Origin of the sequence: Bradyrhizobium cytisi, assembly GCF_008123515.1 — a bacterium.
In the GTDB taxonomy this organism is placed as follows: Bacteria; Pseudomonadota; Alphaproteobacteria; order Rhizobiales; family Xanthobacteraceae; genus Bradyrhizobium; species Bradyrhizobium cytisi.
In genome coordinates, this window is record NZ_VSSR01000061.1 from 76,671 (window position 1) to 103,014 (window position 26,344).

Sequence of the window (26,344 nt, forward strand, 5' to 3'; positions counted from 1 at the left end):
TCTTAAGTCGTGCCGGCACTTTTCTTGGCCGGAGCTTTGGCGGCGGACACCTTGGTCGGCGACGTCTTGACTGCTGAAGTCTTGGCGGTCGACGGCACGGCGGCGCGCGCCTTGCTGGTGGATTCGGATTTGGTTTTGGCCGCCTTCTTCGCGGCCGGTTTCTTCTTCGGCGCGACCTCGGCGCCATCCGCAGTCTTCGCTGCAGTCTTCTCTGCAGTTTTCTCTGCAGTTTTCTTGGCCTTGGCCGGCTTCGCCGCCTTCCTGGGCTTCTTGCCGCCGCCCTTGGCCGCGCGCTCGTCGATCAGCGCGATCGCCTGCGGCAGCGTCACGGTGTCCTTTTCGAACTCCGCGGGGATCGTCGCGTTGACGCCGCCCGCGGTGACATAGGCGCCGTAACGGCCGCTCTTCACGGTGACGGTGCCGAGCGTCGGATGGTCGCCGATAGTCTTGCCGGGATCGGCACCGAAGCGTCGGCTTGGACCCTTGGCGACCTTCTCGGCGATCAGCGTGACCGCGCGATTGAGGCCGATGTCGAACACTTCATCGCCGGCTTCTAAGCTGGCGTAGGTCTTCTCGTGCTTCACGAACGGCCCGAAGCGACCGAGGCCGGCGGTGATCGGCTCACCGGTCTCAGGATGCTTGCCGATCTCGCGCGGCAGCGACAACAGCTTCAGCGCAAGCTCGAGATCGACATCGCCGGGCGAGGTGCCCTTCGGGATGCCCGCGCGCTTCGGCTTCTCGCCTTCCTCATAATCCTTCTGCTCGCCGAGCTGGATGTAGGGACCAAAGCGGCCGGCCTTGACCCAGACGTCGCGACCGGTGTCGGGATCCTGGCCGAGCGAACGGTCCGCGGTGGTCTCGCTGTCGGCGGCGAGCTGACGGGTGTAGCGGCACTCCGGATAGTTCGAGCAGCCGACGAAGGCGCCGAACTTGCCGGCCTTCAGGTTCAGCCGGCCGTTGCCGCAGCTCGGGCACTGCCGGATGTCGCCGCCATCGGTGCGGGGCGGATAGATGTGCTGTCCGAGCAGGTCGTCGAGCACGTCCAGCACCTGGGCGACGCGCAGATCCTTGATCTCGTCGACGGCACCGATGAAGCCGGTCCAGAAATCCTTTAGCACCTGCTGCCATGAGATCTCGTTGTTGGAGATGCGGTCGAGCTGCTCCTCCAGATTGGCCGTGAAGTCGTATTCGACGTAGCGGCTGAAGAAGCTTTCGAGGAACGCGACCACGACGCGGCCCTTGTCTTCGCCGTGCAGGCGCTTCTTCTCCAGCTTGACGTAGCCGCGGTCCTTCAGAACCTGGAGGATCGAGGCATAGGTCGAGGGCCGGCCGATGCCGAGCTCTTCCATGCGCTTGACCAGCGACGCCTCCGAGAAGCGCGGCGGCGGCTCGGTGAAATGCTGGGTAACGGACAGCGACTGCCGCTTGAGCGCGTCCTTCGGGCTCATTGCGGGGAGGCGGCGTGAGTCTTCGTCCTCCTCGTCGTCGCGGCCTTCCTGATAGAGCGCCAGAAAACCGTCGAACTTGACGACCTGGCCGGTGGCGCGCAGCTCCAGCGTGCGGGCGCCGGCCTTCGCCGTGATGTCGACGGTGGTGCGCTCGAGCTCGGCCGATTCCATCTGGCTCGCGATGGTGCGCTTCCAGATCAGCTCGTAGAGCCGCGCCTGATCGGCATCGAGCTTGCGGCTCATGCTGGCTGGACGGCGCGACATGTCGGTCGGGCGGATCGCTTCGTGCGCTTCCTGCGCGTTCTTGGCCTTGGCCTGGTACTGGCGTGGGGCGTCCGGCACGTAGGCGTTGCCGTAATCCTCGCCGATCACCTTGCGCGCCTGGGTGATCGCGGACGGATCGATCTGCACGCCGTCGGTACGCATATAAGTAATGAGTCCGGTGGTCTCGCCGCCGATGTCGATGCCTTCATAAAGACGCTGCGCGATGCGCATGGTGTGCGCGGGCGCAAAGCCGTATTTGCGGCTGGCTTCCTGCTGCAGCGTCGAGGTGGTGAAGGGCGCCTGCGGATTGCGCCGGGCCGGCTTCGCGTCGACCGCGGTCACGGCGTAGCTGGCTGTTTCCAGCGCCTTCTTGAAGTCTTCGGCTTCCGCGCCGGTGCCGATGTCGAGACGCTGGATCTTCTTGCCGTCGGCGCCGACCAGGCGGGCCTCGAAGGTGTCGCCGCGCGGCGTCAGCAGGGTCGCGATCAGCGACCAGTATTCGCGGGCAACGAATTTCTCGATCTCGAGCTCGCGGTCGCAGACCAGACGCAGCGCCACCGACTGGACACGGCCGGCCGAGCGGGCGCCCGGCAGCTTGCGCCACAGCACGGGGGAGAGCGTGAAGCCGACCAGATAGTCCAGTGCGCGGCGCGCCATATAGGCGTCGACCAGCGCGCCGTCGATCTGGCGCGGATGCTTCATCGCGTCCGTGACCGCCTGCTTGGTGATCGCATTGAACACCACGCGCTCGATCTTGTGGTCCTTCAGCGCGCGTTTTTCTTTCAGCACCTCCAGCACGTGCCAGGAGATGGCCTCGCCCTCGCGATCAGGGTCGGTCGCCAGAATCAGGCGGTCGGCGCCCTTCAGGGACCTGGCGATGTCGTTGAGCCGGCCGGCCGCCTTGGGGTCAATCTCCCAGATCATCTTGAAATTGGCGTCGGGATCGACGGAACCGTTCTTTGCGGGAAGGTCGCGGACATGGCCGAACGAGGCCAGAACCTCATAGGACGAGCCCAAATACTTGTTGATCGTCTTGGCTTTCGCCGGCGACTCCACAATGACGATATTCATGTAGTTCCAGTAACTTACGGGGAAATATAGGGCCGAAATCGACGAGATTCGGGTCGGCCGTTTCGACCCGAACATGGGTGGTGAGGCCCTCGCTGTCAAATCGAAGGGTGTTGAAAGCCCGCGAAATGGGAAAAGTTTCATATCGAGAAAGTTGCAAATTACCACCTTGGAGTTGCGGCCGATGTAGGCGTAATATCCCCGGCGGGCATGGATTCGGATGGGGCTGGTGGCAAAGCCAGGAAAGAAACGGGCGCGCGCCGCATCAGGCGTGCGGGGAGGCTCGCGCAACGAGGAACCGGGGGAGGGCGGGGTCGATGAAGCCGTGGGCTTCATCGCCGAGCAGGCGGGCGCGCTGCGCAAGCTCGCCGAGCGCCACAAGCTCGATGTGCTGCATTATCTCTTGGGCATGACCAAGCTCGAGGCCGACGAGCACTTGCGGCTGCGGAGCAAGCGCAAGCTGTCGTGAGGGGCGGCGGTGCTCCACAAAGGCTGTCATGCCCCGCGCAGGCGGGGCATCCAGTACGCCGTAGCCTCTCCGTATCCATCGCTGTCTCTGGAATACTGGATCGCCCGCCTTCTCCGCGGGCGATGACATCGAGAGTGGGCGAACGGCGTGCCGGGAGCTCGCCAGCGCGCCGCTAACTGGCCGACCGCCGTCGCCGCACCGGCCGCAGTTTCAGCGTGGTGTCGGCCTGGCTGAGCAGGCGGCCGTCCTCCGCGCGTAGCTCGAGCTTCCGCACCGGGCGGCCGCGGTCGCGATCGACCAGCACCGTCGCGATCTCCTCAGGCGTATCGTCGAACTCCTCGCTCCATTGCCGGAGCGCGACCAGGATCGGGAAGAGGCCGCGTCCCTTCGGCGTCAGCTCGTATTCGTGGTAGGCGCTGCCGTCGGAGGCGGGGGCGGTCGCCAGAATGCCGTGCTCGACCATTGATCGCAGCCGCACTGACAAGATGTTCTTGGCCATGCCGAGCTTGTTCTGAAACTCGCCGAAGCGGCTCAGGCCGAGCATCGCTTCGCGGATGATCAGGAGCGTCCACCAATCGCCGATCGCCTCCAGCGATCGCGCGACCGGGCAACCGTCACCCTCAAAACTCGTTCGTTTCACCATCGTCGTAGTCCTGTCGCATTCGCCCGATTTTGGCGCCGATCACGCGCTTGTGTGGTTGTATCATAAAACCATGTGGCCTAGATCGCAATATAGTTTCATAATGAAACCAATGGAGGCGAGCATGAGATTGAAGAACAAGACAGCGCTGATCACCGGCGGCAATAGCGGCATTGGACTGGCAACGGCAAAGCTGTTCGTGGCCGAGGGCGCCAAGGTGATCATCACCGGGCGCAACAAGGAGACGCTGGAGGCGGCCGCGAAGGAGCTCGGTCCGAACGCGCTCGCAGTCGCGGCCGACGCGACCGACATCGCCGCGACGGAAGCCGCGATCAAGCAGGGCGCTGAAAAGTTCGGCAAGCTCGACATCGTGTTCGCCAATGCCGGCATCTCCGGCGGCACGCCGCTCGGGTCGGCAACGCTGGAGGTGTTCGAGAAGGTCATCAGCACCAATCTCACCGGCGTGTTCTTCACCGTGCAGTCCGCGCTGCCCTATCTCAACGACAACGCCTCGATCATCCTGAACGGTTCGGTGATCTCCGTGCTCGGGATTCCCGGTTACTCGGCTTACGGCGCGGCGAAGGCCGGCGTGCGGGCGATGGCGCGGATCATGGCCTCGGAACTGTCGCCGCGCGGAATCCGCGTGAATGTCGTTGCGCCCGGTGCGATCCGCACGCCGATCTGGGGCGCGGCGATCGCAACACCCGAAGCGGAGAAGGCGTTCGAGAAGCGCATCGGACTATCGACGCCGTTGGGACGCATTGGTGAACCGGATCACATTTCGAAGACGGTGCTGTTCCTCGCTTCCGGAGACGCCGCGCATATTCAAGGGCAGGAGATCTTTGTGGACGGCGGCGCGGTTGCTTCGCCAGCCGGCGCGCCGATCTATCGCGGTTGATCGACGTTTTGCGAAAATTGAATCGGTCGGCGCGCGAGACACGGTTGCGCCGGCCGGTTCCCACATCTGACGAGACGTATTTTCTGAAGCTTGCGTGATGCATTGAACCTTCGCGCGTGCTGCCAAGACATTTCTACGGGCAGAGGTCATAAGACCCATTTAAGGGAGCCCCTGATGCCAAAGGCAGCTCGCATTTATTCTCCGATTTCAGCACCGCGTATTTACACCGAACGTTCCGCAGTTCCTGCCAAGCGCTCCGACACGTCCGAGTTCATTGGGGTCGCCATCTTCTCCGGCATCGGGCTTTTCATCTCGCTCCTTGCCGTGATCCTGGGTGTGCAGGGCGCCTGGTTTTAGCTTCGCGGACACCCGCCGGTCCATCAGCCGCCGCAGACGCTTTGGCGGCTGATGATGTCGGCATGGCCTCAGGCCGCGCGCAGGTTCGTCGCCGCCTGGAGCGCGCCGGCCAGCGCCTTCTCGCGATGCTCCGGGCCGACCTGGATGCCGTCGGCGACGATGAATTCGGGGCTCGTGATACCCATGAAAGCGAACACGCCGCGCAAATAGGTTTCGAGATGCTCGAGCGAGGCGGCCGGCGTGTCCGGGCCGTAATAACCGCCGCGCGAGATCGCCACGATCACGCGCTTGCCGCCGGCAAGACCCTGCGGACCATTCGCGTCATATTTGAACGTCTTCCCCGCCACCAGGACGCGGTCGATCCAAGCCTTGAGCTGGCTAGGAATCGTAAAATTGTACATCGGCGCCCCGATCACGACGATGTCGGCATCGAGGAATTCGTTCAGCACGGTCGCGCTCGCGGCAAGGTCAGGTCCGAGTTCCGCAGGCGCCGGTGCGCCTTGCGCGGCGGCGAGGTGCGACCCGGAGAGGTGGGCGAGCGGCGTCTGGGTCAGGTCGCGATAGACGAGGTCGAGCGAGGGCGTGGCCTGCCGCAGCCGGTCGACAATGGCGGCGGAAACCTGCCTGGAGACGGAGTGGGGGCCGAGCACGCTGGAGTCGAGATGGAGGAGTTTCATTTGGGTCACCTATGGTATAGATTTGTAACCCGCACTACATGAGTGACTATCAAATTCCCCGCAAGAACGCACTTTTTTGAGCCATGGGCACATCTTTGAGACCTGCACACACCGATTTGCCTGAGCCCCGGAGGCCGGATCCGAACCATGCGGACTGCCGCGGGGTCGCCTCGATCCTTGCGCGCGTCGGCGACAAATGGAGCGTGTTCGTCATCATGATGCTGAGCGACGGGCCCAAGCGCTTCAATGAGCTCAAGCGCATGATCAACGGCATCTCGCAGCGGATGCTGACCTTGACGCTGCGTGGCCTCGAGCGCGACGGCCTCGTCACGCGCACGATCTTCCCGACCATTCCGCCGCGCGTCGATTACGAGCTGACCGATCTCGGTCGCGGGCTGCAGGAGCCGGTGAAGGCGCTGGGAGAGTGGGCGATCGCGCATCAGGAGCAGATCGCATCGGCACGCACGCGTTTCGACCAACGGAACAGCACCTACAGCAGCGACACTAATCCGCCGCCGTGACGTTCGAGCCGGCCGGCAAGCTCCAGCTCCAACAGCACCGTGCGCACGATCGCGGGCGAGGCGCCGGACATCCGCACGAGATCGTCGACCGTAACAGGCGTGGGGCCGAGCAGGCCCGTGATCTGGTCGCGGTCATGTCCTTGCGGATCGATCTCGAACGGCTCGCTGTCGGGTTCGCTCATCGGATGCATCGGCGGTCGCTCCATGATCGGTGCGACCGCGTTGACGATGTCGGCGGCTTCGGTCACGAGGGTCGCCCCTTGCTTGAGCAGATCGTTGGTGCCGGCGGCGCGCGGATCGAGCGGAGAGCCGGGGACTGCGAACACTTCGCGGCCCTGTTCGGCGGCCATGCGCGCGGTGATCAGCGAGCCCGAGCGGTGCGCGGCTTCCACCACGACCACGCCGAGCGAAGCGCCGGAGATCAGCCGGTTGCGGCGGGGAAAGTCGCGGGCGCGCGGCTCGTGGCCGAGCGGCATTTCGGAGATCGCAGCGCCCTGGTGATCGAGGATCGCGGCGAGCAGATCGCCATGCTCGGGCGGATAGATGCAATCATGTCCGCCGGCGAGCACCGCGACCGTGCCGCTTGCGACGCTGGCGCGATGCGCGGCCTGATCGACGCCGCGGGCGAGCCCCGAGATGACGATGAAGCCGGCCTCTCCAAGCTCGCGCGCGAGCTGGCCGGCAAACTTCAAGCCCGCGCCGGAGGCATTTCGCGATCCGACGATCGCGATCATCGGACGCATGAGCGTTGCGTTGTCACCGCGCACGGCGAGCAGAGGCGGTGCATCGTCGAGCGTCGCGAGCCGCGCCGGATAGCCGTTCTCGCCGGGCGCGAGCCAGGCGATGCCGAGCTTGCGGCTTGCGGCGAGCTCGGCCTTGGCTTCATCCACGCTGCAGATGCGCCCCGATCGCGCCGCGCCGCCCCGGCGCGCCAGATCCGGCAGCCGCTCCAGCGCGGCGCGCGCCGTGCCGAAGTGATCGACCAGCGAACGGAAGGTGCGCGGCCCGACATTGTCGGAGCGGATCAGCCGCAGCCGGTCGATCCTGTCAGCCTCAGTCAGTTCTACGCTCGGATTGATGGCGTCCACGGCGTCTCCTTGTGGGCGCAGCATGGAACAACCTGAGGGCGTGGGCAACAGGGGGAGCTCGATCGCGGTCAAAAGCACAACCGGGAAGACCCGCCGCGGTCGACGGGGTCTTCCCAAACTCGTCCGGTTAGCGAGCGTGCGCCGCCTGAACGGCACCGACGCTGCCACGCAAGAGGCGTGCGTCAAGGCTGAACGCACCAGCGCCGAAGGCATAGATCTGAAGCAGTCCGCCCGCCATCATCACGTTCTTGAGGAAATGGATCATCTGATTCTGATCGGCAAAGTTGTTGTGGAACGAGACCCCGGCAGCCACCGAGAAGATGGCGAGCGCCAGCGCGACCGAGCGGGCCTGATAGCCTGCGATCAGCAAGAGACCGCCACCGAGTTCGACCAGAACTGCGATCGCATAAGCCACCGGCGGCACCGGTAATCCAGCAGAGGCGATGTAGGCGGTCGTCGCACCATAGGCGGCGAGCTTGCCGAAGCCGCTCATTGCAAACGGGAGGCCGATCATCAGCCGGCCAACGAGGGAAGCATAACGGGTCGTATCCATGGTAGTCGCTCCTGTGCTTGGTTGAGGTCCGACGGCGGTGACGCATCAGCGTCTGCCGTTTGGAAGAAGTTGCGTCGCGGGCCTTCGTTGTGGCCTCACGGTGGCGCTTTTGAATTGCGGCATAAATAGAAATGATAGAAAGTCACCGTTTCTAATTTTGGGCCTAAGGACCAGCGCGCGCGGCGACGAGTGCTGCGGCCGAGATGCCTCTCTTGAACTGCTCGACGCATTCATTCGATCGGTGTTGTCTCGCCAGACTCCACGCATGGTTTGCTCGCGTCGACGTGCGCTTGCACGGCCTCGTCGCGATGCTAAAAGCGATCCCAATAAGAAGGATTTTGCCATGATCTCACTCGCCGACCTCCAGCGCCGCGTCGCGAGCGGAGAGCTTTCGCCCGATGACGCCATTGCCCAGTCGCACGCGGCGATCGAGGCCAAGGAGAAGGATGTTCGCGCGTTCGTCCGTCACGACAAGTCGGCGAAAGCTCAGTCCTCCGGCCCGCTGCGGGGCATCGCGGTCGGCATCAAGGACATCATCGACACCGCTGATATGCCGACCGAGATGGGCTCGGAGATCTATCGCGGCTGGCAGCCGCGCTCGGACGCGCCGGTGGTGATGATGCTGAAGCGGGCGGGCGCCACCATCATCGGCAAGACCACGACAACGGCGTTCGCCGCGCGCGATCCGACCTCGACGCTCAATCCGCACAATCTGGGCCATACGCCGGGCGGCTCGTCCTCGGGCTCGGCGGCGGCCGTCGGCGCCGGCATGATCCCGCTGGCGTTGGGTACCCAGACCGGCGGATCGGTGATCCGGCCCGCCGCCTATTGCGGCGCAGCCGCGATCAAGCCGTCGTTCCGGATGCTGCCGACCATCGGCGTCAAATGCTATTCGTGGGCGCTCGACACTGTCGGCCTGTTTGGATCCCGCGCAGAGGATCTCGCGCGCGGGTTGCTGGCAATCACCGGGCGTACTGAATTCGACGGCATTGTCGCGGCGAAGACGCCGCGCATCGGCGTTGTCAGGCAGGAGTTTGCCGAGGCCGTCGAGCCGGCGGCCGAAGAGGGGTTGCTGGCGGCGATCAAGGCGGCCGGGCGCGCCGGCGCCAGCGTGAAGACCATCGATCTGCCCGAGGCGGTGCAGGAAGCCTGGCGCATCCATCCCATCATCCAGGATTTTGAGGCGCATCGCGCGCTCGCCTGGGAGTTCGACCAGCATCACGACGAGATCGCGCCGATGCTGCGCGAGAGTCTCGACGCCACCGTCGGACTGACGCCGAAGGAATATGACGACGCCCGCCGGATCGCGCGCCGCGGCCGCCGCGAGCTGGCTGAAATGTTCGAGGGTTTCGACGTGCTGCTGACCTATTCGGCGCCGGGCACAGCGCCGGCCAAGGAGCTCGCCTCGACCGGCTCGCCCCGCTACAACCGGCTGTGGACGCTGATGGGCAACCCTTGCGTCAACGTGCCGGTGATGAAGGTCGGTGGCCTGCCGATCGGCGTGCAGGTGATTGCGCGCTTCGGCAACGACGCGAGCGCGCTGGCGGCGGCGTGGTTCCTGGAGGATGCGCTGGCGAAGTCAGGCTAGCGCGGGTTCGCGATCGTCCGATTTGATCTGCACCGCGGCGGCATGCGAACTCTGCCCGAGCCAGCGCTCGGCGGCTTCGCGGCCGCTTCGGTGCAACAGGCGGATGAAGCCGCGGCCGAGATCGGTGGACGAGCGCTGCGCCAGGCCCTCGATCGAGTCTTCCGCGGCAATTTTGGAGAGGCGCAGCGCGGGCGCTGCGTGGGACTGCGCCCATGCGATTGCTGCGATCTCGGCGTTGAGCGCGGCGTTGGCCGCGATCTGGTCGAGGCGGCGATCGATCGCGGCGAGCGTGATTGGCACATAGCTGTCGCGCGTGGGCGTGACCTGGACGAGCAGCAGATCGGCGGTTGCCGATTGCTGCGCCAGCTCGATCAGCGGCGGATTGCCGCCAAGCCCGCCATCCCAATAGCCCTCGCCGTCGATCTCGACGGCGCAGTGAACGAGCGGCGGGCAGGTCGAGGCCAGCGCGACGTCGGCGGTCACGGCGTCATTGCCAAAAATCTGTTGCTGCCCGTCGCGGATCCGCGTTGCCGCGATCAAAAGCCTAGGGCATCTGGCATCGCGCAAGCCGGCAAAATTGATGTCGCGTGACAGCGCCAGGCGCAGCGGATCGAGATCGAACGGATCGAACTGGCCGGAGCGCAACGTCGGCCCGAAGGCGAGCGAGCTTCCCGCCGGCGAGAAGCCGCCGATCAGCATCAGCGAGCGGAACGAGGCCTCGTGCATCAGCCGGATCCAGAACCGGTTCAGCCGGCTGCGAGCGCCTTCGCGGCCGCCTTCGGCAAGGCCGCAGGCCAGCAGCAGCGCGTTGATGGCGCCGGCGCTGGCGCCGCTGATAGTATCGAATTCAATCGACGGCTCTTCCAGCAGCCGCTCCAGCACGCCCCAGGTGAAGGCGGCAAAGGTCCCGCCGCCCTGAAGCGCTAGTGACAGTTTTCGTGGCGGCCATGGCTCGGCGCGCGGCTGGGCAGGCGCAGCACTGGTTACGACCTTGACCGTTGCAGGAGCTTGCACCACGGGAGCAGGTGGAGGTGCGGGGACAGGCTTCGGCGCGGGAGGCAGTAAGGGCACGTTGGACCAGACGTTGGTCGATGAGAGCAGCCGGCTTGCCGCAGTGCCCCGCGAGCCGCCGTCGTCATGCGTGCCGTCCATCTTCTCGCTCATTCTGAGCAACCGCGTAACACCATTTCCGCCGTCAGGATGACAGGCATGGAACCCGCTCGCCACTGTGGCCGCGAAAGGCTTCCGAGTTGCGAACAGGAATTGGCATATAATGCGGTTGCCCCGCGGCGGTATCCGGACTTTTTCCGGCCTTACGCCTTCTCGCCAATCCGGCTTTCCTTGCCTGATTGCAGCCGCTTGATGTTCTCGCGATGCGCGTAGAACAACAGCAGCGTCAGCACCACGGCCAGTGAGGCCAACTCATAGTTGCCAAAAAACCAGAGTGAGATTGGCGTTACGAACGCCGCCACGAGCGCCGAGAGCGACGAGTAGCGGGTGGTGAAGGCGGTGGCGAGCCAAACGATACAGAAGACCAAGGCACCGGCCGGAATCAGCCCTAGCAGGATGCCGATATAGACTGCGACGCCCTTGCCGCCTTTGAACTTCAGCCAGACCGGGAAGAGATGGCCGAGGAAGGCGCCGAGGCCCGCCACCATCGCGGCATTGGGACCGGCGATGTAGCCGGCGATCAGCACGGCCACGGTGCCCTTGAGCGCATCGAGCAGCAGGGTGCCCGCGGCGAGACTCTTGCGGCCGGTTCGCAGCACATTGGTGGCGCCGATGCTGCCGGAACCGATCGAGCGGATATCCTGCGTGCCGGCAAGCCTGGTCAGCACCAGCCCGAACGGAATCGAGCCAAGCAAGTAGCCGATGACGAAGGCCACCGGCAGGAATGCATCAAGCCCCATGGCGGTGCCTCCATGACCGACATAGCCAGCGCCCATGATCCGGTCCTGACGTGTTGCCGCGACGTGAGACGGGCCCCGCGTCGCCAAAAGACGGCATCCTAGACATGCTCAAAAACCGTCCGTCCGCCAACGATGGTCCGCACCACGCGACCTGTAAAGCGGGCTTCGTCGAACGGGGTGTTCTTGCACGGCGATTTGAGGTCGGCGGGATCGACCACCCAGGGCACGTCGGGATCGATCACGATGACGTCGGCCGGGCTGCCTGCGCGCAGGGTTCCGCCGGGCAGGCCCAGAATCTCTGCCGGCCGGGTCGACATCGCCCGGATCAGCGTCTTGAGGTCGAGCTCCTCATTGTGAACCAGCCGCAGGCCCGCGGGCAGCATGGTCTCGAGCCCGATGGCGCCTGGAGCCGCTTCCGCGAACGGCAGGCGCTTCATCTCGACGTCGTGCGGATTGTGATCGGACATGATGACGTCGACGAGGCCGGAGGCCACCGCCTCCACCAGCGCGCGGCGATCGTCCTCGGTGCGCAGCGGCGGCGACAATTTCAGGAAGGACCGGTAGGGGCCGATGTCGTTCTCGTTCAGCGCAAGATGGTTGATCGAGACCGAGGCGGTGACGGCAAGGCCTGCGTCGCGGGCGCGCTTCAGGATCTCAAGCGACTCGATGCAGGACAGTGAGGCGGCGTGATAGCGGCCGCCGGTCAGTGCAACCAGGCGCATGTCGCGTTCGAGGATCACGGCCTCGGCGGCCTTGGGGATGCCCATCAGGCCGAGGCGCGAGGCGAACTCGCCCTCGTTCATCACGCCTTCGCCGACGAGATCGGGGTCCTCGGTGTGATGCACGATCAGCGCGTCGAAGTCGCGCGCGTAGGTCAGCGCGCGCCGCATCACCTGCGCATTGGTGACGCTGCGGTCGCCATCGCTGAAGGCCACGGCGCCTGCGGCCTTGAGCAGGCCGAACTCGGTCATCTCCTCGCCGCGCATGCCCTTGGTCAGCGCCGCCATCGGCTGGATGTTGACGATCGCGGTGTCGCGCGCACGCCGCATCACGAAATCGACGGTCGCGGAGTTGTCGATGACGGGAGACGTCTCGGGCTGGCAGATGATGGTGGTGATGCCGCCGGTCGCGGCCGCCTGGCTCGCGGACGCAAAGGTCTCGCGATGGCTGAAGCCGGGCTCGCCAACGAAGGCGCGCATGTCGATCAGGCCGGGCGCCACGATCATGCCGGAGCAATTGACGACGTCGGTGCCCTCGGGGACGCCGGCGGCACCAATGCCGCGACGGGTCTCGCGGATGACGCCGTCGGCAATCAGGACGTCGCCGGGACCGTCGAAATCCCTGCTGGGATCGACGACGCGGGCGTTGGCGAGCAGGATCGGGCGGCGGTCAATCAGCATGAGCATCACGCGTTCGGCAGGTTGCGGGCGAGCGCTTCGAGCACCGCCATCCGCACGGCCACGCCCATCTCCACCTGTTCGCGGATCAGGGACTGTGCGCCGTCGGCGACCGCCGTGTCGATCTCGACGCCGCGGTTCATGGGGCCTGGATGCATCACGAGTGCGTCGGGCTTGGCGTAGGCGAGCTTCTTCTGGTCGAGCCCGAAATAGTGGAAATATTCGGAAGTCGACGGCACGAAGGAGCCGTTCATGCGCTCGCGCTGCAGCCGCAGCATCATCACAATATCCGCGCCGTTGAGCCCTTCGCGCATGTCGCGCGCGACCTCGACGCCCATCCGCTCGATGCCGGGCGGCAGCAGCGTGGAGGGGCCGACGACGCGGACGCGGGCGCCCATGGCGTTGAGCAGGATGATGTTGGAGCGGGCGACGCGCGAATGCAGCACGTCGCCGCAGATCGCGACCACGAGGCCCTCGATCCGGCCCTTGTTGCGGCGGATGGTGAGTGCGTCGAGCAGCGCCTGCGTCGGATGCTCATGCGCGCCGTCGCCGGCATTGATCACGGAACCGTCAACCTTGCGGGCCAGCAGTTCCACCGCGCCGGAGGCGTGATGGCGCACCACCAGGATATCCGGATGCATGGCGTTCAGCGTCATCGCGGTGTCGACCAGCGTCTCGCCCTTCTTGATGGACGAGGAGGACACCGACATGTTCATGACGTCGGCACCCAAGCGTTTGCCGGCGAGCTCGAACGAGGACTGGGTCCGGGTCGAGGCCTCGAAGAACAGGTTTACCTGCGTCCGTCCACGCAGGACGGTGCGCTTCTTGTCAACCTGGCGGTTGAGCTCGACATATTCTTCGGACAGGTCGAGGAGGCCGCTGATGTCGGCCGCGGAAAGGCCCTCGATGCCCAGCAAATGCCGGTGGCCGAGGACGAAGGTCGATTTCGATGTCATTAAAGCGAGAGCTATAGGCGCGGATGGCGGAGGGAGCAAGGGCCAATGCCGGGGCGGGGAGTTATCCCCTGATCTGTCGGCCTATTGCCGACGTTGCATGCCCAAGCCGTCTATCTCCGTCATGCCCGGGCTTGTCCCGGGCATCCACGTTCTTAGGTGCTGCCGCAGAAAAGGCGTGGATGGCCGGGACAAGCCCGGCCATGACGATGTGGAGGCATCTCGTGAGATTATTTCCGACGGCGATTGGTGCGATAACCATAATCTCATCCGCTTCAGCCCAATCGCTCCCCGGCGGCTTCGTCTATCTGCGCGACGTCGATCCCACCATCATTCAGGACATCCGCTACGCCACCGCGAACAACTTCGTCGGGCGCCCGCTCGCCGGCTATGGTGCGGGCGAATGCGTGGTGAGGCGGGAGGTGGGGCTGCGGCTGAAGGCGGTCCAGCAGGATCTCGCCACGCAAAATCTCTCGCTCAAAATGTTCGACTGCTACCGGCCGGCGCGTGCCTCGCTCGACATGGTGAAATGGTCGCAGAACGGCCACGAGACATCAGCCGATCGGCGCTACAATCCGAAGATCCCCAAGACCGAGCTGTTCCGCCTCGGCTATATCGCGAGCCGCTCGCAGCATTCGACGGGTGCGGCGCTCGACCTCACGCTGGTCGATCTCAAGGCTGACAATTCCGCCAAGATCGATCCGTCAAAATCCTACGCCGACTGCACCGCGCCGGTCGAGGCGCGGCCGCCGGAAGGCAGCGTCGACATGGGCACCGGCTATGATTGCACCGATGCGAAGGGGCATACCGCAGCACCGTCGATCAATCCGGATCAGCGCGCCTGGCGCAGACGGCTGGTGGCCGCGATGGCGAAGCAAGGCTTTGTGAACTATTCGAAGGAGTGGTGGCATTTTTCCCTGCCGGGGGCGGGCGGGGCGGCCTATGATTTCCCGATCCAGCCGCGGCGGAACTGATTCCGGTCCGAGGAAGCGCAGATGACCCAGCCAAGCTTCGCGACCCATGAGGTCTTCAACCAGTCGCCACCGTTCGAGAACGTCGACCTGTTTGCCATCGATCGCCCGCTGGTCGACGCTGTGAAGGCCAATGGCGGCGCCGCCGCGGAGCGGGAGCTGTCCGAGTTCGGGAAACATTGGGGTTCGGCGGCGATGGCCGATCGCGGGCGAGCGGCGAACGAGAACACGCCGAAACTCCGCGCCTTCGATGCCAAGGGCAATCGCCGCGACCAGGTCGAGTTTCATCCCGCCTATCATGAACTGATGGCGCACAGCGCGCATGCCGGCGTGCACAATTCGACGTGGACGGCGGATGGGAAACCGGTGGGAGATGCCGCCGAAGTCATTCGTGCAGCAAAGTTCTACATGGCTTCGCAGGTCGAGACCGGGCATCTCTGCCCGATGACGATGACCCGCGCCTCCGTCGCGGCGCTGGCGATGCAGCCGGACCTGCTCGCGCGTGTGATGCCGGTGTTATCGACGAAGAGCTATGATCCCGGCTTCACGCCGTGGTGGGACAAGCGCGGCATGACGCTCGGCATGGGCATGACCGAAAAGCAGGGCGGCACCGACGTGCGCGCCAACATCACGCGTGCGGTGCGCGACGGGAACGCCTACCGCATCACCGGCCATAAATGGTTCATGTCGGCGCCGATGTGCGACGCGTTCCTGGTCCTGGCGCAGGCCGAGCAGGGACTGACCTGCTTCTTCATGCCGCGCTTCGCGCCGGACGGATCGGTCAACGCGATGCAGTTCCAGCGGCTCAAGGACAAGCTCGGCAATCGTTCGAATGCGTCCTCGGAAGTCGAGTTCGTCGGCGCCCATGCCGAACGCGTTGGTGAAGAAGGCAAGGGCATCCGCACCATCATCCAGATGGTGCAGTTGACGCGGCAGGATTGCGCGATTGCCTCGGTCGGCCTGATGCGCTCGGGCCTCGCGCACGCGCTGCATCACGCCCGTCACCGCAGTGTCTTCCAGAAACATCTCGCCGATCAGCCCTTGATGCAGGCCGTGCTGTCCGACATGGCGCTGCATGTCGAGGCGAGCACCGCGCTCGTCATGCGGCTCTGCCGCGCTTTCGACCGCACGCCGCATGACGCGGCTGACGCGGCCTACATGCGTCTGCTGACGCCTGCGGTCAAATACTGGACCTGCAAGAGCGCACCGCCATTCCTTTACGAAGGAATGGAGTGCCTCGGCGGCAACGGCTATGTCGAGGACGGCATTCTGGCGCGCCACTACCGGGAGTCGCCGGTCAACGCGATCTGGGAAGGCTCGGGCAACGTGATGTGCCTCGACGTGCTGCGCGCGCTCTCGCGCGAGCCGGAGGCGGCGATGGCCGTGCTGCAATCGCTTGCGGCCGAGACGAAAGATCTGCCCGGGGCGAGCGAGGCGGTCGTTCTCATCGGAAAAACCTTCCGTCGCGCCGACGGCGAGCGCGTCGCGCGGCTCGCGGTCGAGAAGCTGGCGCTGCTGGCCGCCGCAGCCGCACTCAACGGTGTCTCATCCCACCACGCTGAGCTGTTCGCCGCGACGCGCCTCGCCGTCAATCACGCCAGCATGTACGGTGCCGTGGAGCTCGAGAGCGATGACGTGCGTGGGCTGCTGGAGCGGGCGCTGCCGTGAGCCTGCCAAACGAAAGCCTTCTGATGGACACCCTCAATCCCGATCATCCGCCGCTGATCTTGAGGCCTGCGCCCCTGCGCGTCTGGAAGTTCTGGGGCACAGCGCTGTGGGGCCTGCTTGTCTTTGTCGCGATGTTCGTCGGCCAGGTTGGGGCGGTCCTGCTACTGGGGGTCATGCGCGGGCTGCCGCTCGACATGAACTCGATCCAGTCGGTCGGCCGCGAACCGCAGGCGCTGGCGCTGTCCGTGATCATGGGCCTGCCTGCGACGCTCGCGGCGGTGTGGCTCGCCATCCGCATCAAGAAGGCATCCTTCGTTGACTATCTGGCGCTGCGCTGGCCGGCCTGGAGCCAGCTTTTGCTCGGCGCCGCCGGCCTCATCCTGGTCGTGATGGCCTGGGAGGTCGTGTCGCGATCCTTCGGCCGTGAGGCCACGCCAGGCTTCATGACCGACCTGTTGAAATCGGGCCGTGACAAGGGCGCCGCGCTGTTGCTGCTGTTCGCCTTCAGCGTGGCCGCGCCGATGTCGGAGGAGGTGCTCGCGCGCGGCTTCCTGTTCCGCGGCTGGTCGGCGAGCTTCCTGCGCGTGCCCGGCGCGATCATCCTGTCGTCGCTGGTGTGGACGGCGGTGCACCTGCAATACGATCTGTACTTCCTCGCCGAGGTGTTCTCCATCGGCCTCTGGTTCGGCTACATGCGCTACCGCGCCAACTCGCTCTGGCTCACGATCGTGCTGCATGCGCTGAACAACATGACGGCGGTGGTGCTGACGATGTGGCTGGGGGGCTGAGGCCTCACGCCACCAACGCGATCGCGATCGGCATCGTGATCGCCGCCAAAATCGTTTGCAGCGTGATGATCTGCGCCAGCAGCGGTGCATCGCCGCCCATCTGGCGGGCCAGCACATAGGCGCTGGGCGAGGTCGGCACCGCCGCGCAGATCGCGACGATCGCGAGGTTGATACCTGACAGGCCGAACCAGACGGCGAGTGCCAGCGCGAGCACCGGCATCAGCGCCAGCTTGAACGCCACGCCCATCGTTGCACCGAGACTCGGGCGGAGCAGACCCTTGAGCTGGAGGCCGGCGCCGGTGACGAGCAGGCCGATGGCGAGCGAGGAACGGCCGAGCGCGTCGGCAACCTCGTGCCAGATTTTCGGCAGCGGCAGATGGGTCACGTTGATGAAGAGGCCGATCGCGCAGGCCCAGATCAGTGGATTGCGGATCACGGTCATGACGATGGCGCGCGTCGATTGCTTCTCCGGCGCGGCGTAATGCGCGAGCACGGCGACGCTGAACACGTTGACCAGCGGAATGATCGCGACCATCGCGACCGAGGCCAGCGCCAGCCCGACGTCACCGTACAGATTGGCGGAGACCGACAGCGCGACATAGGTCTGCCAGCGAGTCGCGCCCTGGAAGATCGAGGTGAAGGCGGGGCCGTCGATGTCGAGGCGCGCCAAGGCTGGCCGCAGCGCAAGGCACAACAGCGACATCGCCAGCGCCGACAGCAGCAGCGCGCCGCCGACGCCGGCGACCGGCACTTTTGTGAGGTCGGCCTTCACCAGCGTCTGGATCAGCAGCATCGGAAACAGCACGAAATAAGTCAGCCGCTCCAGCCCATGCCATTGCGTGTCGAGCCGCATCAGGCTGCGCCTGAGCACCACGCCGAGCACGATGAGGATGAAGACCGGCAGCAGCGCCGCGATCACGACGGCCATGGATCAGCCATTCTCTGAAGCCGTACGAAGATTGGCGAGCCGGTCGAGCGCGCCCTGCAGGATGAAGATCGCGGCGTGCTCGTCGATCACCTCGGCGCGCTTGGCGCGGCTGACGTCCATGCCGATCAGCTCGCGCTCGACCGCTGCGGTCGAGAGGCGCTCGTCCCAGAGGCCGATCGGAAGCGTGGTCAGGTTGGCCAGATTGCGCGCAAACGCGCGGGTCGACTGGGCGCGCGGGCCCTCGCTGCCGTCCATGTTGATGGGCAGGCCGAGCACGAAGCCGACCACCTTGCGTTCGGCTGCGATGGCGAGCAGCCGCGCGGCGTCCTGCTTGAACGCCTTGCGCTGGATGGTCTCGACACCGGTCGCGAGCCGGCGGTCCGGATTGGATACGGCAACGCCAATGGTCTTGGTGCCAAGATCAAGGCCGATCAACCCGCCGCGGTCGGGCCAGTGGGTTGCAGCATCGACGAGGGGCAGGATAAGAGCCGGCATGGACTAGCGCATATCACGCGTCGCGCCGCGGAGTGAACCCTGATCTTGGCTCCCGTTGCGTTGCGGCGGTGGTTCATTAGGCCGCGATGATGTCGTCGTCCCTGGTCAGGCATGACAGGAAGCCATGAAGCGCGCTGGTTTGATGGCCGGCGCGGCGCTGGATGAACAGCGTCTCGACGCGGGCATGCGACGGGCTCAGCGCGTGCATCGTCACGCTGCCGTTCATCGCGCTGCGCTCGACCACCGCGCGCGGCAGGAGCGTCACGCCCATGTCGGCGGCGACGCAGCCGATCATGCCGTCGAGCGTGCCGAGCTCGAAGCGCGCTGCCGAAGGCCAGCCGAATTCGACGAAGATCTGCTCGAGCCGCTGCCGATAGGTGCAACCGGTGCGGAACGCGAGCGCCGTCGGGCCGGATTCCGGCGTGCCGGCGCGCAGCTCGGCAAGCGAGGCCCAGCGCCGCGCGCTGACCAGCACCAGCTCTTCGCGAAATGCGCTTGTTACGGTGAGGTCGGCGTGCGCGACGGGGCCGGCGACGAAGGCGCCATCGAGCATGCCTTCGAGCACACCGGTGACGAGATCGGCGGTCGGCGACGTGCGCAGGCTCAGCCGCACGGCGGGGAAACGGCGGTGGAAATCGGCCAGCAGCGGCGGCAGCCGCACTGCCGCCGTCGTCTCCATCGATCCGATCGAAAGCGGCCCCTTCGGCTCGCCGTCGTCGCGCGCGGCGAGCACGGCTTCGCGCGACAACGCCGCCATACGCTGCGCGTAAGGCAAAAGGCGTTTGCCGGCGCCGGTCAGCGTCATGCCGCGGCTGTGACGCTCGAACAGCGCAGTGCCGATCTCGGCCTCCAATGCCTTGATGCGCTGGGTGACGTTGGATTGCACCGTGTTGAGCTCTTCGGCGGCGCGCGTGATGCCCCCGGTGCGGGCGACCGCGGCAAAGGTCTGGATGTCGCTGAGTTCCACGGCGTCGTTTCGCTTTTGTGATGGCAGCATTCGCTACAATTCATTTTTCGAGAATTCTAGTTGCGCCTAATGTCTCTGTCCAGAGCGGGAGAACTCATGCCGATCACCACGCCGCTGACGGAGCTTCTCGGGATCAGGCATCCGATCCTGTCGGCGCCCATGGACACGATCGCGGGCTGCCGGCTCACCCGCGCCGTCAGCGAGGCCGGCGGCTTCGGGATCCTCGGTGGTGGCTACGGTGACCGCGCCCGACTTCAGGCTGAGGCCGCGGAGTTGAAGGGTTTTGCGCCGTTCGGCATCGGCTTCATCACCTGGAGCCTGGCAAAACAACCTGACCTTCTCGACATCGCGCTCGATGCCAGCCCGCAGGTCGTCATGCTGTCGTTCGGCGATCCCGCGCCGTTCGCGCCGCAGATCAAGGCCAGCGGTGCGCGATTGATGTGCCAGGTCCAGAGCGAGGACATGGCGAAACAGGCGCTCGATGCCGGCGCGGAGATCTTGATCGCGCAGGGGACAGAGGCGGGCGGCCATGGCGCCTCGCGAACGACAGTCGATATCGTGCCTGCGATCGTCGATCTCGTGGCCGGGCGCGTGCCCGTCGTCGCCGCCGGCGGGATCGCCGATGGTCGGGGCCTCGCCGCGATGATGATGCTGGGCGCCTCCGGCGTGCTGGTCGGCACGCGCTTCTATGCGAGCGTGGAGGCCAATGCCGCTGCGGACGCCAAGGAGCGCATCCGGACAGCCGATGCCAACGATACGGTGCGCGGCGTTGTTCCCGACTGGTCGCGAAAACTGTTCTGGCCGGCGCCGTTTACCGCGCGAACGCTGGTCAACGGCTTTATCAAGAGCTGGACGGGCCGTGAGATTGAGCTGATGCAGCGCGCAGACGACGTTGCCAAGGAATACGCCGCGGCAAAAATGGCGGGCGATTTCGAAATCGCGGCCGTCTTCGCGGGAGAAGCGGTCGGCCTGATCCATGATATTCCACCGGCGGCCGAGATCGTCGTACGGATTGCGACCGAGGCCGAGCAGCTCCTTGCCGGCCGGCGCAACTCCATCGCATCGCTCGCCTGAACCAAGAGAGACACGCCATGTGGCCTGACCGTCGACTGATCGATCTCTTCAAGACCGAATTTCCGATCGTGCTGGCGCCGATGGCCGGCGTGATGGACGCCGAACTGGTGATCGCGGTGGCAGAGGGCGGCGGCCTCGGCTCGTTGCCGAGCGCGATGCTGTCGCCGGAGAAGGCGCGCGAGCAGGTCAACATCATCCGCCAGCGCGTGAAGGCGCCGGTCAACATGAACTTCTTCTGCCACACGCCGATCGAGCTCACGGCCGAAGCCGAAGCGCGCTGGAATCAGCGGCTCGCGGGCTATTACGCCGAGCATGGCCTCGATCCCGCTGCGCCGATCAATGCGGCGAACCGCGCACCGTTCGATGCCTCCTTCTGCGAGGTCGTCGAGGAGCTGAAGCCGGAGGTCGTCAGCTTCCATTTCGGCCTGCCGGAGCCGGCGCTGCTCAAGCGCGTCAAGGCGGCAGGCTGTCTCGTCATCTCGTCCGCCACGACGGTGAAGGAAGCGGTTTGGCTCGAACAGCGCGGCGTCGATGCCGTCATTGCGCAAGGCGCCGAGGCCGGCGGCCATCGCGGCATGTTCCTGACCGACAAGATCTCGGAGCAGCCCGGCACGTTCGCGCTGGTGCCGCAGGTCGCCGATGCCGTGAAGGTGCCGGTGATCGCGGCCGGCGGCATCGCCGACGGGCGCGGCATCGCAGCCGCCTTTGCGCTCGGCGCCTCCGGCGTGCAGATCGGCAGCGCGTACTTGCGCTGTCCGGAGTCCAAGGTCAGCGCAGGCGGCCGCAAGGCGCTTGCCGAGGCGCGGGACGATTCCACCGTCATCACCAATGTGATGACCGGCCGCCCGGCGCGCGGTGTCCAGAACCGGCTGATGTGCGAGGCCGGCCCGATCTCGCCGGACGCGCCGCCGTTTCCCCATGCGGCGACGGCGCTGGGGCCGCTGAAGACGGCTGCCGAAAAGCAGGGCAGGGTGGATTTCACCAATCTCTGGGCCGGACAGGCCATCGCGCTCGGCCGTGAGGTCCCCGCGGCCGAATTGACCCGGGATCTGGCAAGATCGGCGCTGGCCCGGCTGCGGCAGATGGCCGGGTAGCTGCCGGCGCCGGTTGCGGCGCAAAACCGGCCTCTGCTATACGGCACATAGGTTTTGCCGTGAGAGGCCTTATACAATGTCCGTCGACGCCGCTACCGTCCGCCGCATCGCGCATCTGGCGCGTATTGCGGTTTCCGAGGACGAGGTTCCGCATCTGCAGGGCGAGCTCAACGCCATGCTCGCCTTTGTCGAGCAGCTCTCCGAGGTCAATGTCGAAGGCGTGGAGCCCATGACCTCGGTCACCCCGATGCAGATGAAGAAGCGGCAAGACGTGGTCAATGACGGCGAGATCGCCGACGATATCGTTGCCAACGCGCCTGCGACCGAAGGTCACTTCTTCCTGGTGCCCAAGGTTGTTGAGTAGCTTTTAGGGCCAAGTCCGATGTGCATGCTTTGCGACGATGAGAAGGCCTATCAGGCCTACATGAACTACCTCGACAAGATGGAGCGGCAGGGCAAGGCTGCCGATCCCAATGTCGCCGTCAATGCCGTGCTCGACGAGATCGAGGCCGCTGCGAACGCCGCCGCCAAGAAAAAAGACGACCCGGCCAACGACAAGACCCTCTCTCCCTTCTTCTGCAGCCCGATCAATAAATGACCGATTTGACATCGCTGACGCTCGCCGAGGCCCGCAAGGGTCTCGCCGACAAGACTTTCACGTCACTCGAGCTGACCGACGCGCATCTTTCAGCGATCGAAGCCGCGCGCGTGCTCAATGCCTTCGTGATGGAGACGCCCGATCGCGCGCGTGACATGGCCAAGGCCGTGGACGAGAAGATCGCCAAGGGCGACGCCGGCCCGCTCGCCGGTATCCCGCTCGGCATCAAGGATCTGTTCGCGACCAAGGGCGTGCGCACCACGGCGTGCTCGAAGATCCTCGGCAATTTCGTGCCGACCTACGAGTCGACCATCACCTCGCAGCTCTGGCGCGACGGCGCGGTGATGCTCGGCAAGCTCAACAATGACGAGTTCGCGATGGGCTCGGCGAACGAGACCTCGTGCTTCGGTCCCGTCGCCAATCCCTGGCGGCGCGACGGAAGCAACACCACGCTGGTGCCGGGCGGCTCGTCCGGCGGCTCGGCCTCCGCGGTGGCGGCGCTGCTCTGCATGGGCGCGACCGCGACCGACACCGGCGGCTCGATCCGCCAGCCGGCTGCGTTCACCGCAACCGTCGGCATCAAGCCGACCTATGGCCGTTGCTCGCGCTGGGGCATCGTCGCCTTTGCCTCCTCGCTCGACCAGGCCGGGCCGATCGCGCGCAGCACGCGCGATGCGGCGATGCTGCTGCGCTCGATGGCCGGTCACGATCCGAAGGACACGACCTCCGTCGACATTGCCGTGCCGGACTACGAAGCCGCGATCGGCAAGTCCGTGAAGGGCCTCAGGATCGGCATCCCCAAGGAATATCGTCTCGACGGCATGCCGGCCGAAATCGAAAAACTCTGGAGCGAGGGGGCGGCCTGGCTGAAGGCGGCCGGCGCCGAGCTCGTCGAGGTGTCGCTGCCGCACACCAAATACGCGCTGCCGGCTTATTACATCGTGGCGCCGGCGGAGGCCTCGTCGAACCTCGCGCGCTATGACGGTGTCCGCTATGGCCTGCGCGAGCAGGGCAAGAGCATCACCGAGCTCTACGAGAACACCCGCGCCAGAGGCTTTGGCGCGGAGGTGCGCCGCCGCGTCATGATCGGCACCTATGTTCTCTCGGCCGGCTATTACGATGCTTATTACCTGCGTGCCCAGAAGGTGCGCACGCTGATCAAGAAGGATTTTGAGGATTGCTTCGCCAAGGGCGTCAACGCGATCCTGACGCCGGCGACGCCGTCGGCGGCCTTCGGCATCGGCGAGAAGGGCGGCGCCGACCCCGTCGAGATGTATCTCAACGACATCTTCACGGTCACGGTGAACATGGCGGGCCTGCCGGGCATCGCCGTGCCCGCCGGCAAGGACGCGCAGGGCCTGCCGCTCGGCCTGCAGCTGATCGGCCGTCCGTTCGACGAGGAGACGCTGTTCTCGCTCAGTGAGGTGATCGAGCAGGCCGCAGGCCGCTTCACGCCCGCGAGGTGGTGGTGAATGTCGCCGCGTTCATCGCTAGCCTCGACGGCGCGGCGCCCGCGCCTGGCCTGAGCGCGCCGCTCGCCGGTCTCTGGTGGGCCGCGAAGGGCGACTGGGACCAGGCGCACAAGATCGTCCAGGACGACAATGGCCGCGACGCCGCCTGGGTGCACGCCTATCTGCACCGCGTCGAAGGCGATCTCGGCAATGCCGGCTATTGGTACCGCCAGGCCGGCCAGCCTGCGGCAAAGGATTCATTGGAAGCGGAGTGGGAGCGGATCGCTGCCACGCTGCTCGGGAGCAAGACATGAGCACGGCCACGCACAAGCTTCTGAAGGGCTCAACCGGCGACTGGGAGATGGTCATCGGCATGGAGATCCATGCCCAGGTGACCTCGAACTCAAAGCTGTTCTCGGGCGCGTCCACCACATTCGGCGGCGAGCCGAACAGCCACGTGTCGCTCGTTGACGCGGCGATGCCAGGCATGCTGCCCGTCATCAACGGGGAATGTGTCAGGCAGGCTGTCCGGACCGGCCTCGGCCTCAACGCAAAAATCAATCTGCGTTCAGTGTTCGACCGGAAAAACTATTTCTATCCGGACTCGCCGCAGGGCTACCAGATCAGCCAGTACAAATCGCCCGTTGTCGGCGAGGGCGAGGTGACGGTTGAATTGGGCGACGGCAAGACTGCCACCATCGGCATCGAGCGGCTGCACCTGGAGCAGGACGCCGGAAAATTGCTGCACGACCAGTCGCCGTCGCTGTCCTTTGTCGATCTCAACCGCTGCGGCGTCGCGCTGATGGAGATTGTCTCTAAACCGGACATCCGCGACGCCGAGCAGGCCAAGGCCTATGTGACCAAGCTGCGCTCGATCCTGCGCTATCTCGGCACCTGCGACGGCGACATGGAGAAGGGATCTTTGCGCGCCGACGTCAACGTCTCCGTGCGCAAGCCGGGCGCGCCGCTCGGCACCCGCTGCGAGATCAAGAACATGAACTCGATCAACTTCATCGGCCAGGCGATCGAGTACGAAGCGCGCCGCCAGATCGAGATCCTCGAGGATGGCGGCCGGATCGACCAGGAGACGCGGCTCTACGACCCCAACAAGGGTGAGACGCGCTCGATGCGCTCGAAGGAAGAGGCGCACGACTACCGCTACTTCCCCGATCCGGATTTGCTGCCGCTGGAGTTCTCGCAAGGCTTCGTCGACGAGCTGAAGGCTGGGCTCCCCGAGCTGCCGGACCAGAAGAACACGCGCTTTGTCGCCGACCTCGGCCTGTCGGCTTACGACGCGAGCGTGCTCGTCGCCGAGCGCGAGAGCGCGGTGTTCTACGAAACGGTGCTCGACAGGCTCGCCAACCGAGCCCGCGACGGCAAGATGGCGGCGAACTGGGTGATCAACGAGCTGTTCGGCCGTCTCAACAAGGAGGGACGGGATATTACGGGCTCTCCGGTCAACGCCGAGCAGCTTGCCGCGATCGTCGACCTGATCGGCGAGGGCACGATCAGCGGCAAGATCGCCAAGGATCTGTTCGAGATCGTCTGGCAGGAGGGCGGCGACCCTCGCGTGTTGGTCGAAAGCCGCGGCATGAAGCAGGTCACGGATCTTTCGGCGATCGAAAAGGTTGTCGACGACATCATCGCGGCCAATCCCGACAAGGCCGCGCAGGTGAAGGACAAGCCGCAGTCGCTCGGCTGGTTCGTCGGCCAGGTGATGAAGTCATCCGGCGGCAAGGCGAACCCGCAGAGCGTCAACGAGCTGCTCAAGTCCAAGCTCGGCGTCTGACGTCGCGCGTTCGGACGAGACGGCGAGATGCTTGCCGTCACCTCGCGCCACGTCGAGACGAGACGCGCGTACGCATCGCAAACAGCAAACTTCATCCCGTTGAGGTCACGTTGCAGATGCGAATCGCGGCGGCGCGATTCGCACGAAACGGCGACTTGCACACGCTCTGACGAGCGCTTCCGCCGTTAAGCATGAAAATAATTTCGTTGCCAAAATTCGCGACTCAGAGTCCGCGATTCGTCCCCGCGATGCCATCGCGCGCTTTGCAGTGCGCGTCATCGCACTGATCATTCGTGATGTGCGCGCGCAGAATAATACTTGCTGCATAGTGTTTTCCTGCGATCGCGGCGCTTGCCGACGGCGACGTCACGAGAAGCATTTGCAATCGCTGACGCGTGTCTGTGCGTGCCGGCAAATCAAGCGCGGCTGGCGCACGCCCGCTGCGTCGTCAACACTTCCTTAAGTGAGAAGATGTTTTTTTCGTCGTGTTGGTGTATTCGGGGTGAGTGCACATTCGATCCCCGAATGCGCGCAGCGATTAAAGCCATCTCACACATCGGAGGGCAACATGGCCAAGAAAGCGAAGAAGGCGAAGAAGGCGAAGAGCGCAGTGAAGAAGACTGCGAAGAAGACCCGCAAGGTCGCGAAGAAGAAGAAGTAACTTCGACTTCTGAAGTTGCCGGCTCCCAG

The 26,344-nt window shown here is 65.3% G+C and carries 27 protein-coding genes; 15 read left to right on the top strand and 12 right to left on the bottom strand.

Translation table 11 applies throughout. The features are described 5' to 3' along the window. Window positions 1-2 precede the first annotated feature (2 nt). Window positions 3-2,783, bottom strand: a complete 2,781-nt coding sequence (gene topA / locus FXB38_RS31645) for a type I DNA topoisomerase (RefSeq protein WP_148754900.1) — start codon at window positions 2,781-2,783, stop codon at window positions 3-5. Between the two features lie 217 nt (window positions 2,784-3,000). Between topA and FXB38_RS31650 the strand changes: the two genes are divergently transcribed. Then, window positions 3,001-3,249, top strand: a complete 249-nt coding sequence (locus tag FXB38_RS31650; protein ID WP_148754901.1) for a hypothetical protein — start codon at window positions 3,001-3,003, stop codon at window positions 3,247-3,249. 172 nt (window positions 3,250-3,421) lie between these two features. Here FXB38_RS31650 and FXB38_RS31655 read toward each other — a convergent pair whose 3' ends face one another. Then, entirely contained in the window at window positions 3,422-3,892 is a 471-nt protein-coding gene (locus FXB38_RS31655) for a winged helix-turn-helix transcriptional regulator (protein ID WP_148754902.1), read from the bottom strand. Between the two features lie 121 nt (window positions 3,893-4,013). Between FXB38_RS31655 and FXB38_RS31660 the strand changes: the two genes are divergently transcribed. Then, on the top strand, window positions 4,014-4,787 hold the full coding sequence (locus tag FXB38_RS31660; RefSeq protein WP_187435279.1) for an SDR family oxidoreductase: 774 nt from the start codon (window positions 4,014-4,016) through the stop codon (window positions 4,785-4,787). A gap of 174 nt (window positions 4,788-4,961) precedes the next feature. Further along, on the top strand, window positions 4,962-5,144 hold the full coding sequence (locus FXB38_RS31665; RefSeq protein WP_148754904.1) for a hypothetical protein: 183 nt from the start codon (window positions 4,962-4,964) through the stop codon (window positions 5,142-5,144). Between the two features lie 68 nt (window positions 5,145-5,212). Here the strand turns inward: FXB38_RS31665 and FXB38_RS31670 are convergent, their stop codons facing one another. After that, complete coding sequence (locus FXB38_RS31670; protein WP_148754905.1) at window positions 5,213-5,821, bottom strand: FMN-dependent NADH-azoreductase; 609 nt, start codon at window positions 5,819-5,821, stop codon at window positions 5,213-5,215. An 83-nt stretch (window positions 5,822-5,904) separates the two neighbouring features. On the opposite strand from FXB38_RS31670, the gene FXB38_RS31675 reads away from it, so the two are divergent. Next, window positions 5,905-6,342, top strand: a complete 438-nt coding sequence (locus FXB38_RS31675) for a winged helix-turn-helix transcriptional regulator (RefSeq protein ID WP_148754906.1) — start codon at window positions 5,905-5,907, stop codon at window positions 6,340-6,342. On the opposite strand, the gene dprA is transcribed toward FXB38_RS31675, so the two are convergent. Together dprA and FXB38_RS31685 are read right to left on the bottom strand one after the other, a co-directional pair. Continuing rightward, window positions 6,312-7,454, bottom strand: a complete 1,143-nt coding sequence (gene dprA, locus FXB38_RS31680; protein WP_148754907.1) for a DNA-processing protein DprA — start codon at window positions 7,452-7,454, stop codon at window positions 6,312-6,314. The genes FXB38_RS31675 and dprA overlap by 31 nt on opposite strands. 103 nt (window positions 7,455-7,557) lie before the next feature. Next, the gene (locus FXB38_RS31685; RefSeq protein ID WP_148754908.1) at window positions 7,558-7,983 is read right to left on the bottom strand and encodes a DoxX family protein; all 426 of its coding nucleotides are present in this window, start codon (window positions 7,981-7,983) and stop codon (window positions 7,558-7,560) included. Between the two features lie 343 nt (window positions 7,984-8,326). On the opposite strand from FXB38_RS31685, the gene FXB38_RS31690 reads away from it, so the two are divergent. Continuing rightward, window positions 8,327-9,571 carry an amidase gene (locus FXB38_RS31690; RefSeq protein WP_148754909.1) on the top strand — a complete coding sequence of 415 codons (1,245 nt, stop codon included), beginning with the start codon at window positions 8,327-8,329 and terminating at the stop codon, window positions 9,569-9,571. Here the strand turns inward: FXB38_RS31690 and FXB38_RS31695 are convergent. From FXB38_RS31695 to FXB38_RS31710, 4 genes are all read right to left on the bottom strand, one after another. Beyond that, entirely contained in the window at window positions 9,563-10,735 is a 1,173-nt protein-coding gene (locus FXB38_RS31695) for a patatin-like phospholipase family protein (RefSeq protein WP_187435280.1), read from the bottom strand. The genes FXB38_RS31690 and FXB38_RS31695 overlap by 9 nt on opposite strands. A gap of 149 nt (window positions 10,736-10,884) precedes the next feature. Continuing rightward, a complete protein-coding gene (plsY, locus tag FXB38_RS31700; protein WP_148754935.1) occupies window positions 10,885-11,481 on the bottom strand; it encodes a glycerol-3-phosphate 1-O-acyltransferase PlsY in 597 nt (198 codons plus the stop codon). A gap of 98 nt (window positions 11,482-11,579) precedes the next feature. Beyond that, window positions 11,580-12,881, bottom strand: a complete 1,302-nt coding sequence (locus tag FXB38_RS31705) for a dihydroorotase (protein ID WP_148754936.1) — start codon at window positions 12,879-12,881, stop codon at window positions 11,580-11,582. A 5-nt stretch (window positions 12,882-12,886) separates the two neighbouring features. After that, window positions 12,887-13,834 carry an aspartate carbamoyltransferase catalytic subunit gene (locus tag FXB38_RS31710; protein ID WP_148754911.1) on the bottom strand — a complete coding sequence of 316 codons (948 nt, stop codon included), beginning with the start codon at window positions 13,832-13,834 and terminating at the stop codon, window positions 12,887-12,889. Between the two features lie 206 nt (window positions 13,835-14,040). On the opposite strand from FXB38_RS31710, the gene FXB38_RS31715 reads away from it, so the two are divergent. The 3 genes from FXB38_RS31715 to FXB38_RS31725 are packed head-to-tail and all read left to right on the top strand — an operon-like array spanning window position 14,041 to window position 17,258. Then, complete coding sequence (locus tag FXB38_RS31715; RefSeq protein ID WP_187435285.1) at window positions 14,041-14,805, top strand: M15 family metallopeptidase; 765 nt, start codon at window positions 14,041-14,043, stop codon at window positions 14,803-14,805. A gap of 21 nt (window positions 14,806-14,826) precedes the next feature. Further along, the gene (locus FXB38_RS31720; RefSeq protein ID WP_148754913.1) at window positions 14,827-16,470 is read left to right on the top strand and encodes an acyl-CoA dehydrogenase family protein; all 1,644 of its coding nucleotides are present in this window, start codon (window positions 14,827-14,829) and stop codon (window positions 16,468-16,470) included. Window positions 16,471-16,493: 23 nt separating this feature from the next. After that, a complete protein-coding gene (locus FXB38_RS31725; protein ID WP_148754937.1) occupies window positions 16,494-17,258 on the top strand; it encodes a CPBP family intramembrane glutamic endopeptidase in 765 nt (254 codons plus the stop codon). Between the two features lie 4 nt (window positions 17,259-17,262). On the opposite strand, the gene FXB38_RS31730 is transcribed toward FXB38_RS31725, so the two are convergent. From FXB38_RS31730 to FXB38_RS31740, 3 genes are all read right to left on the bottom strand, one after another. Continuing rightward, a complete protein-coding gene (locus FXB38_RS31730) occupies window positions 17,263-18,186 on the bottom strand; it encodes an AEC family transporter (RefSeq protein WP_148754914.1) in 924 nt (307 codons plus the stop codon). Between the two features lie 3 nt (window positions 18,187-18,189). Next, the gene (gene ruvX, locus FXB38_RS31735) at window positions 18,190-18,681 is read right to left on the bottom strand and encodes a Holliday junction resolvase RuvX (protein ID WP_148754915.1); all 492 of its coding nucleotides are present in this window, start codon (window positions 18,679-18,681) and stop codon (window positions 18,190-18,192) included. Between the two features lie 76 nt (window positions 18,682-18,757). Next, window positions 18,758-19,648, bottom strand: a complete 891-nt coding sequence (locus tag FXB38_RS31740) for a LysR family transcriptional regulator (protein WP_148754916.1) — start codon at window positions 19,646-19,648, stop codon at window positions 18,758-18,760. A 96-nt stretch (window positions 19,649-19,744) separates the two neighbouring features. Here FXB38_RS31740 and FXB38_RS31745 point away from each other — a divergent pair, with 96 nt between their 5' ends. The 7 genes from FXB38_RS31745 to gatB all read left to right on the top strand — a co-directional run bounded on the left by FXB38_RS31745 (window position 19,745) and on the right by gatB (window position 25,654). Continuing rightward, entirely contained in the window at window positions 19,745-20,722 is a 978-nt protein-coding gene (locus FXB38_RS31745) for an NAD(P)H-dependent flavin oxidoreductase (protein WP_148754917.1), read from the top strand. 17 nt (window positions 20,723-20,739) lie between these two features. Beyond that, window positions 20,740-21,816 (top strand): NAD(P)H-dependent flavin oxidoreductase, encoded by a 1,077-nt coding sequence (locus FXB38_RS31750; protein WP_148754918.1) that lies wholly within the window; start codon window positions 20,740-20,742, stop codon window positions 21,814-21,816. Between the two features lie 76 nt (window positions 21,817-21,892). Next, a complete protein-coding gene (gene gatC / locus FXB38_RS31755) occupies window positions 21,893-22,180 on the top strand; it encodes an Asp-tRNA(Asn)/Glu-tRNA(Gln) amidotransferase subunit GatC (RefSeq protein WP_008548395.1) in 288 nt (95 codons plus the stop codon). A gap of 18 nt (window positions 22,181-22,198) precedes the next feature. Further along, window positions 22,199-22,414 (top strand): hypothetical protein, encoded by a 216-nt coding sequence (locus FXB38_RS31760; RefSeq protein ID WP_014494728.1) that lies wholly within the window; start codon window positions 22,199-22,201, stop codon window positions 22,412-22,414. Beyond that, window positions 22,411-23,886 (top strand): Asp-tRNA(Asn)/Glu-tRNA(Gln) amidotransferase subunit GatA, encoded by a 1,476-nt coding sequence (gene gatA, locus FXB38_RS31765; RefSeq protein ID WP_148754919.1) that lies wholly within the window; start codon window positions 22,411-22,413, stop codon window positions 23,884-23,886. The genes FXB38_RS31760 and gatA overlap by 4 nt, the downstream gene beginning before the upstream one ends. Beyond that, entirely contained in the window at window positions 23,877-24,179 is a 303-nt protein-coding gene (locus FXB38_RS31770; protein WP_148754920.1) for a hypothetical protein, read from the top strand. Before gatA ends, FXB38_RS31770 begins: the two co-directional genes overlap by 10 nt. After that, window positions 24,176-25,654 (top strand): Asp-tRNA(Asn)/Glu-tRNA(Gln) amidotransferase subunit GatB, encoded by a 1,479-nt coding sequence (gene gatB, locus FXB38_RS31775; protein WP_148754921.1) that lies wholly within the window; start codon window positions 24,176-24,178, stop codon window positions 25,652-25,654. Before FXB38_RS31770 ends, gatB begins: the two co-directional genes overlap by 4 nt. Window positions 25,655-26,344 lie beyond the last annotated feature (690 nt).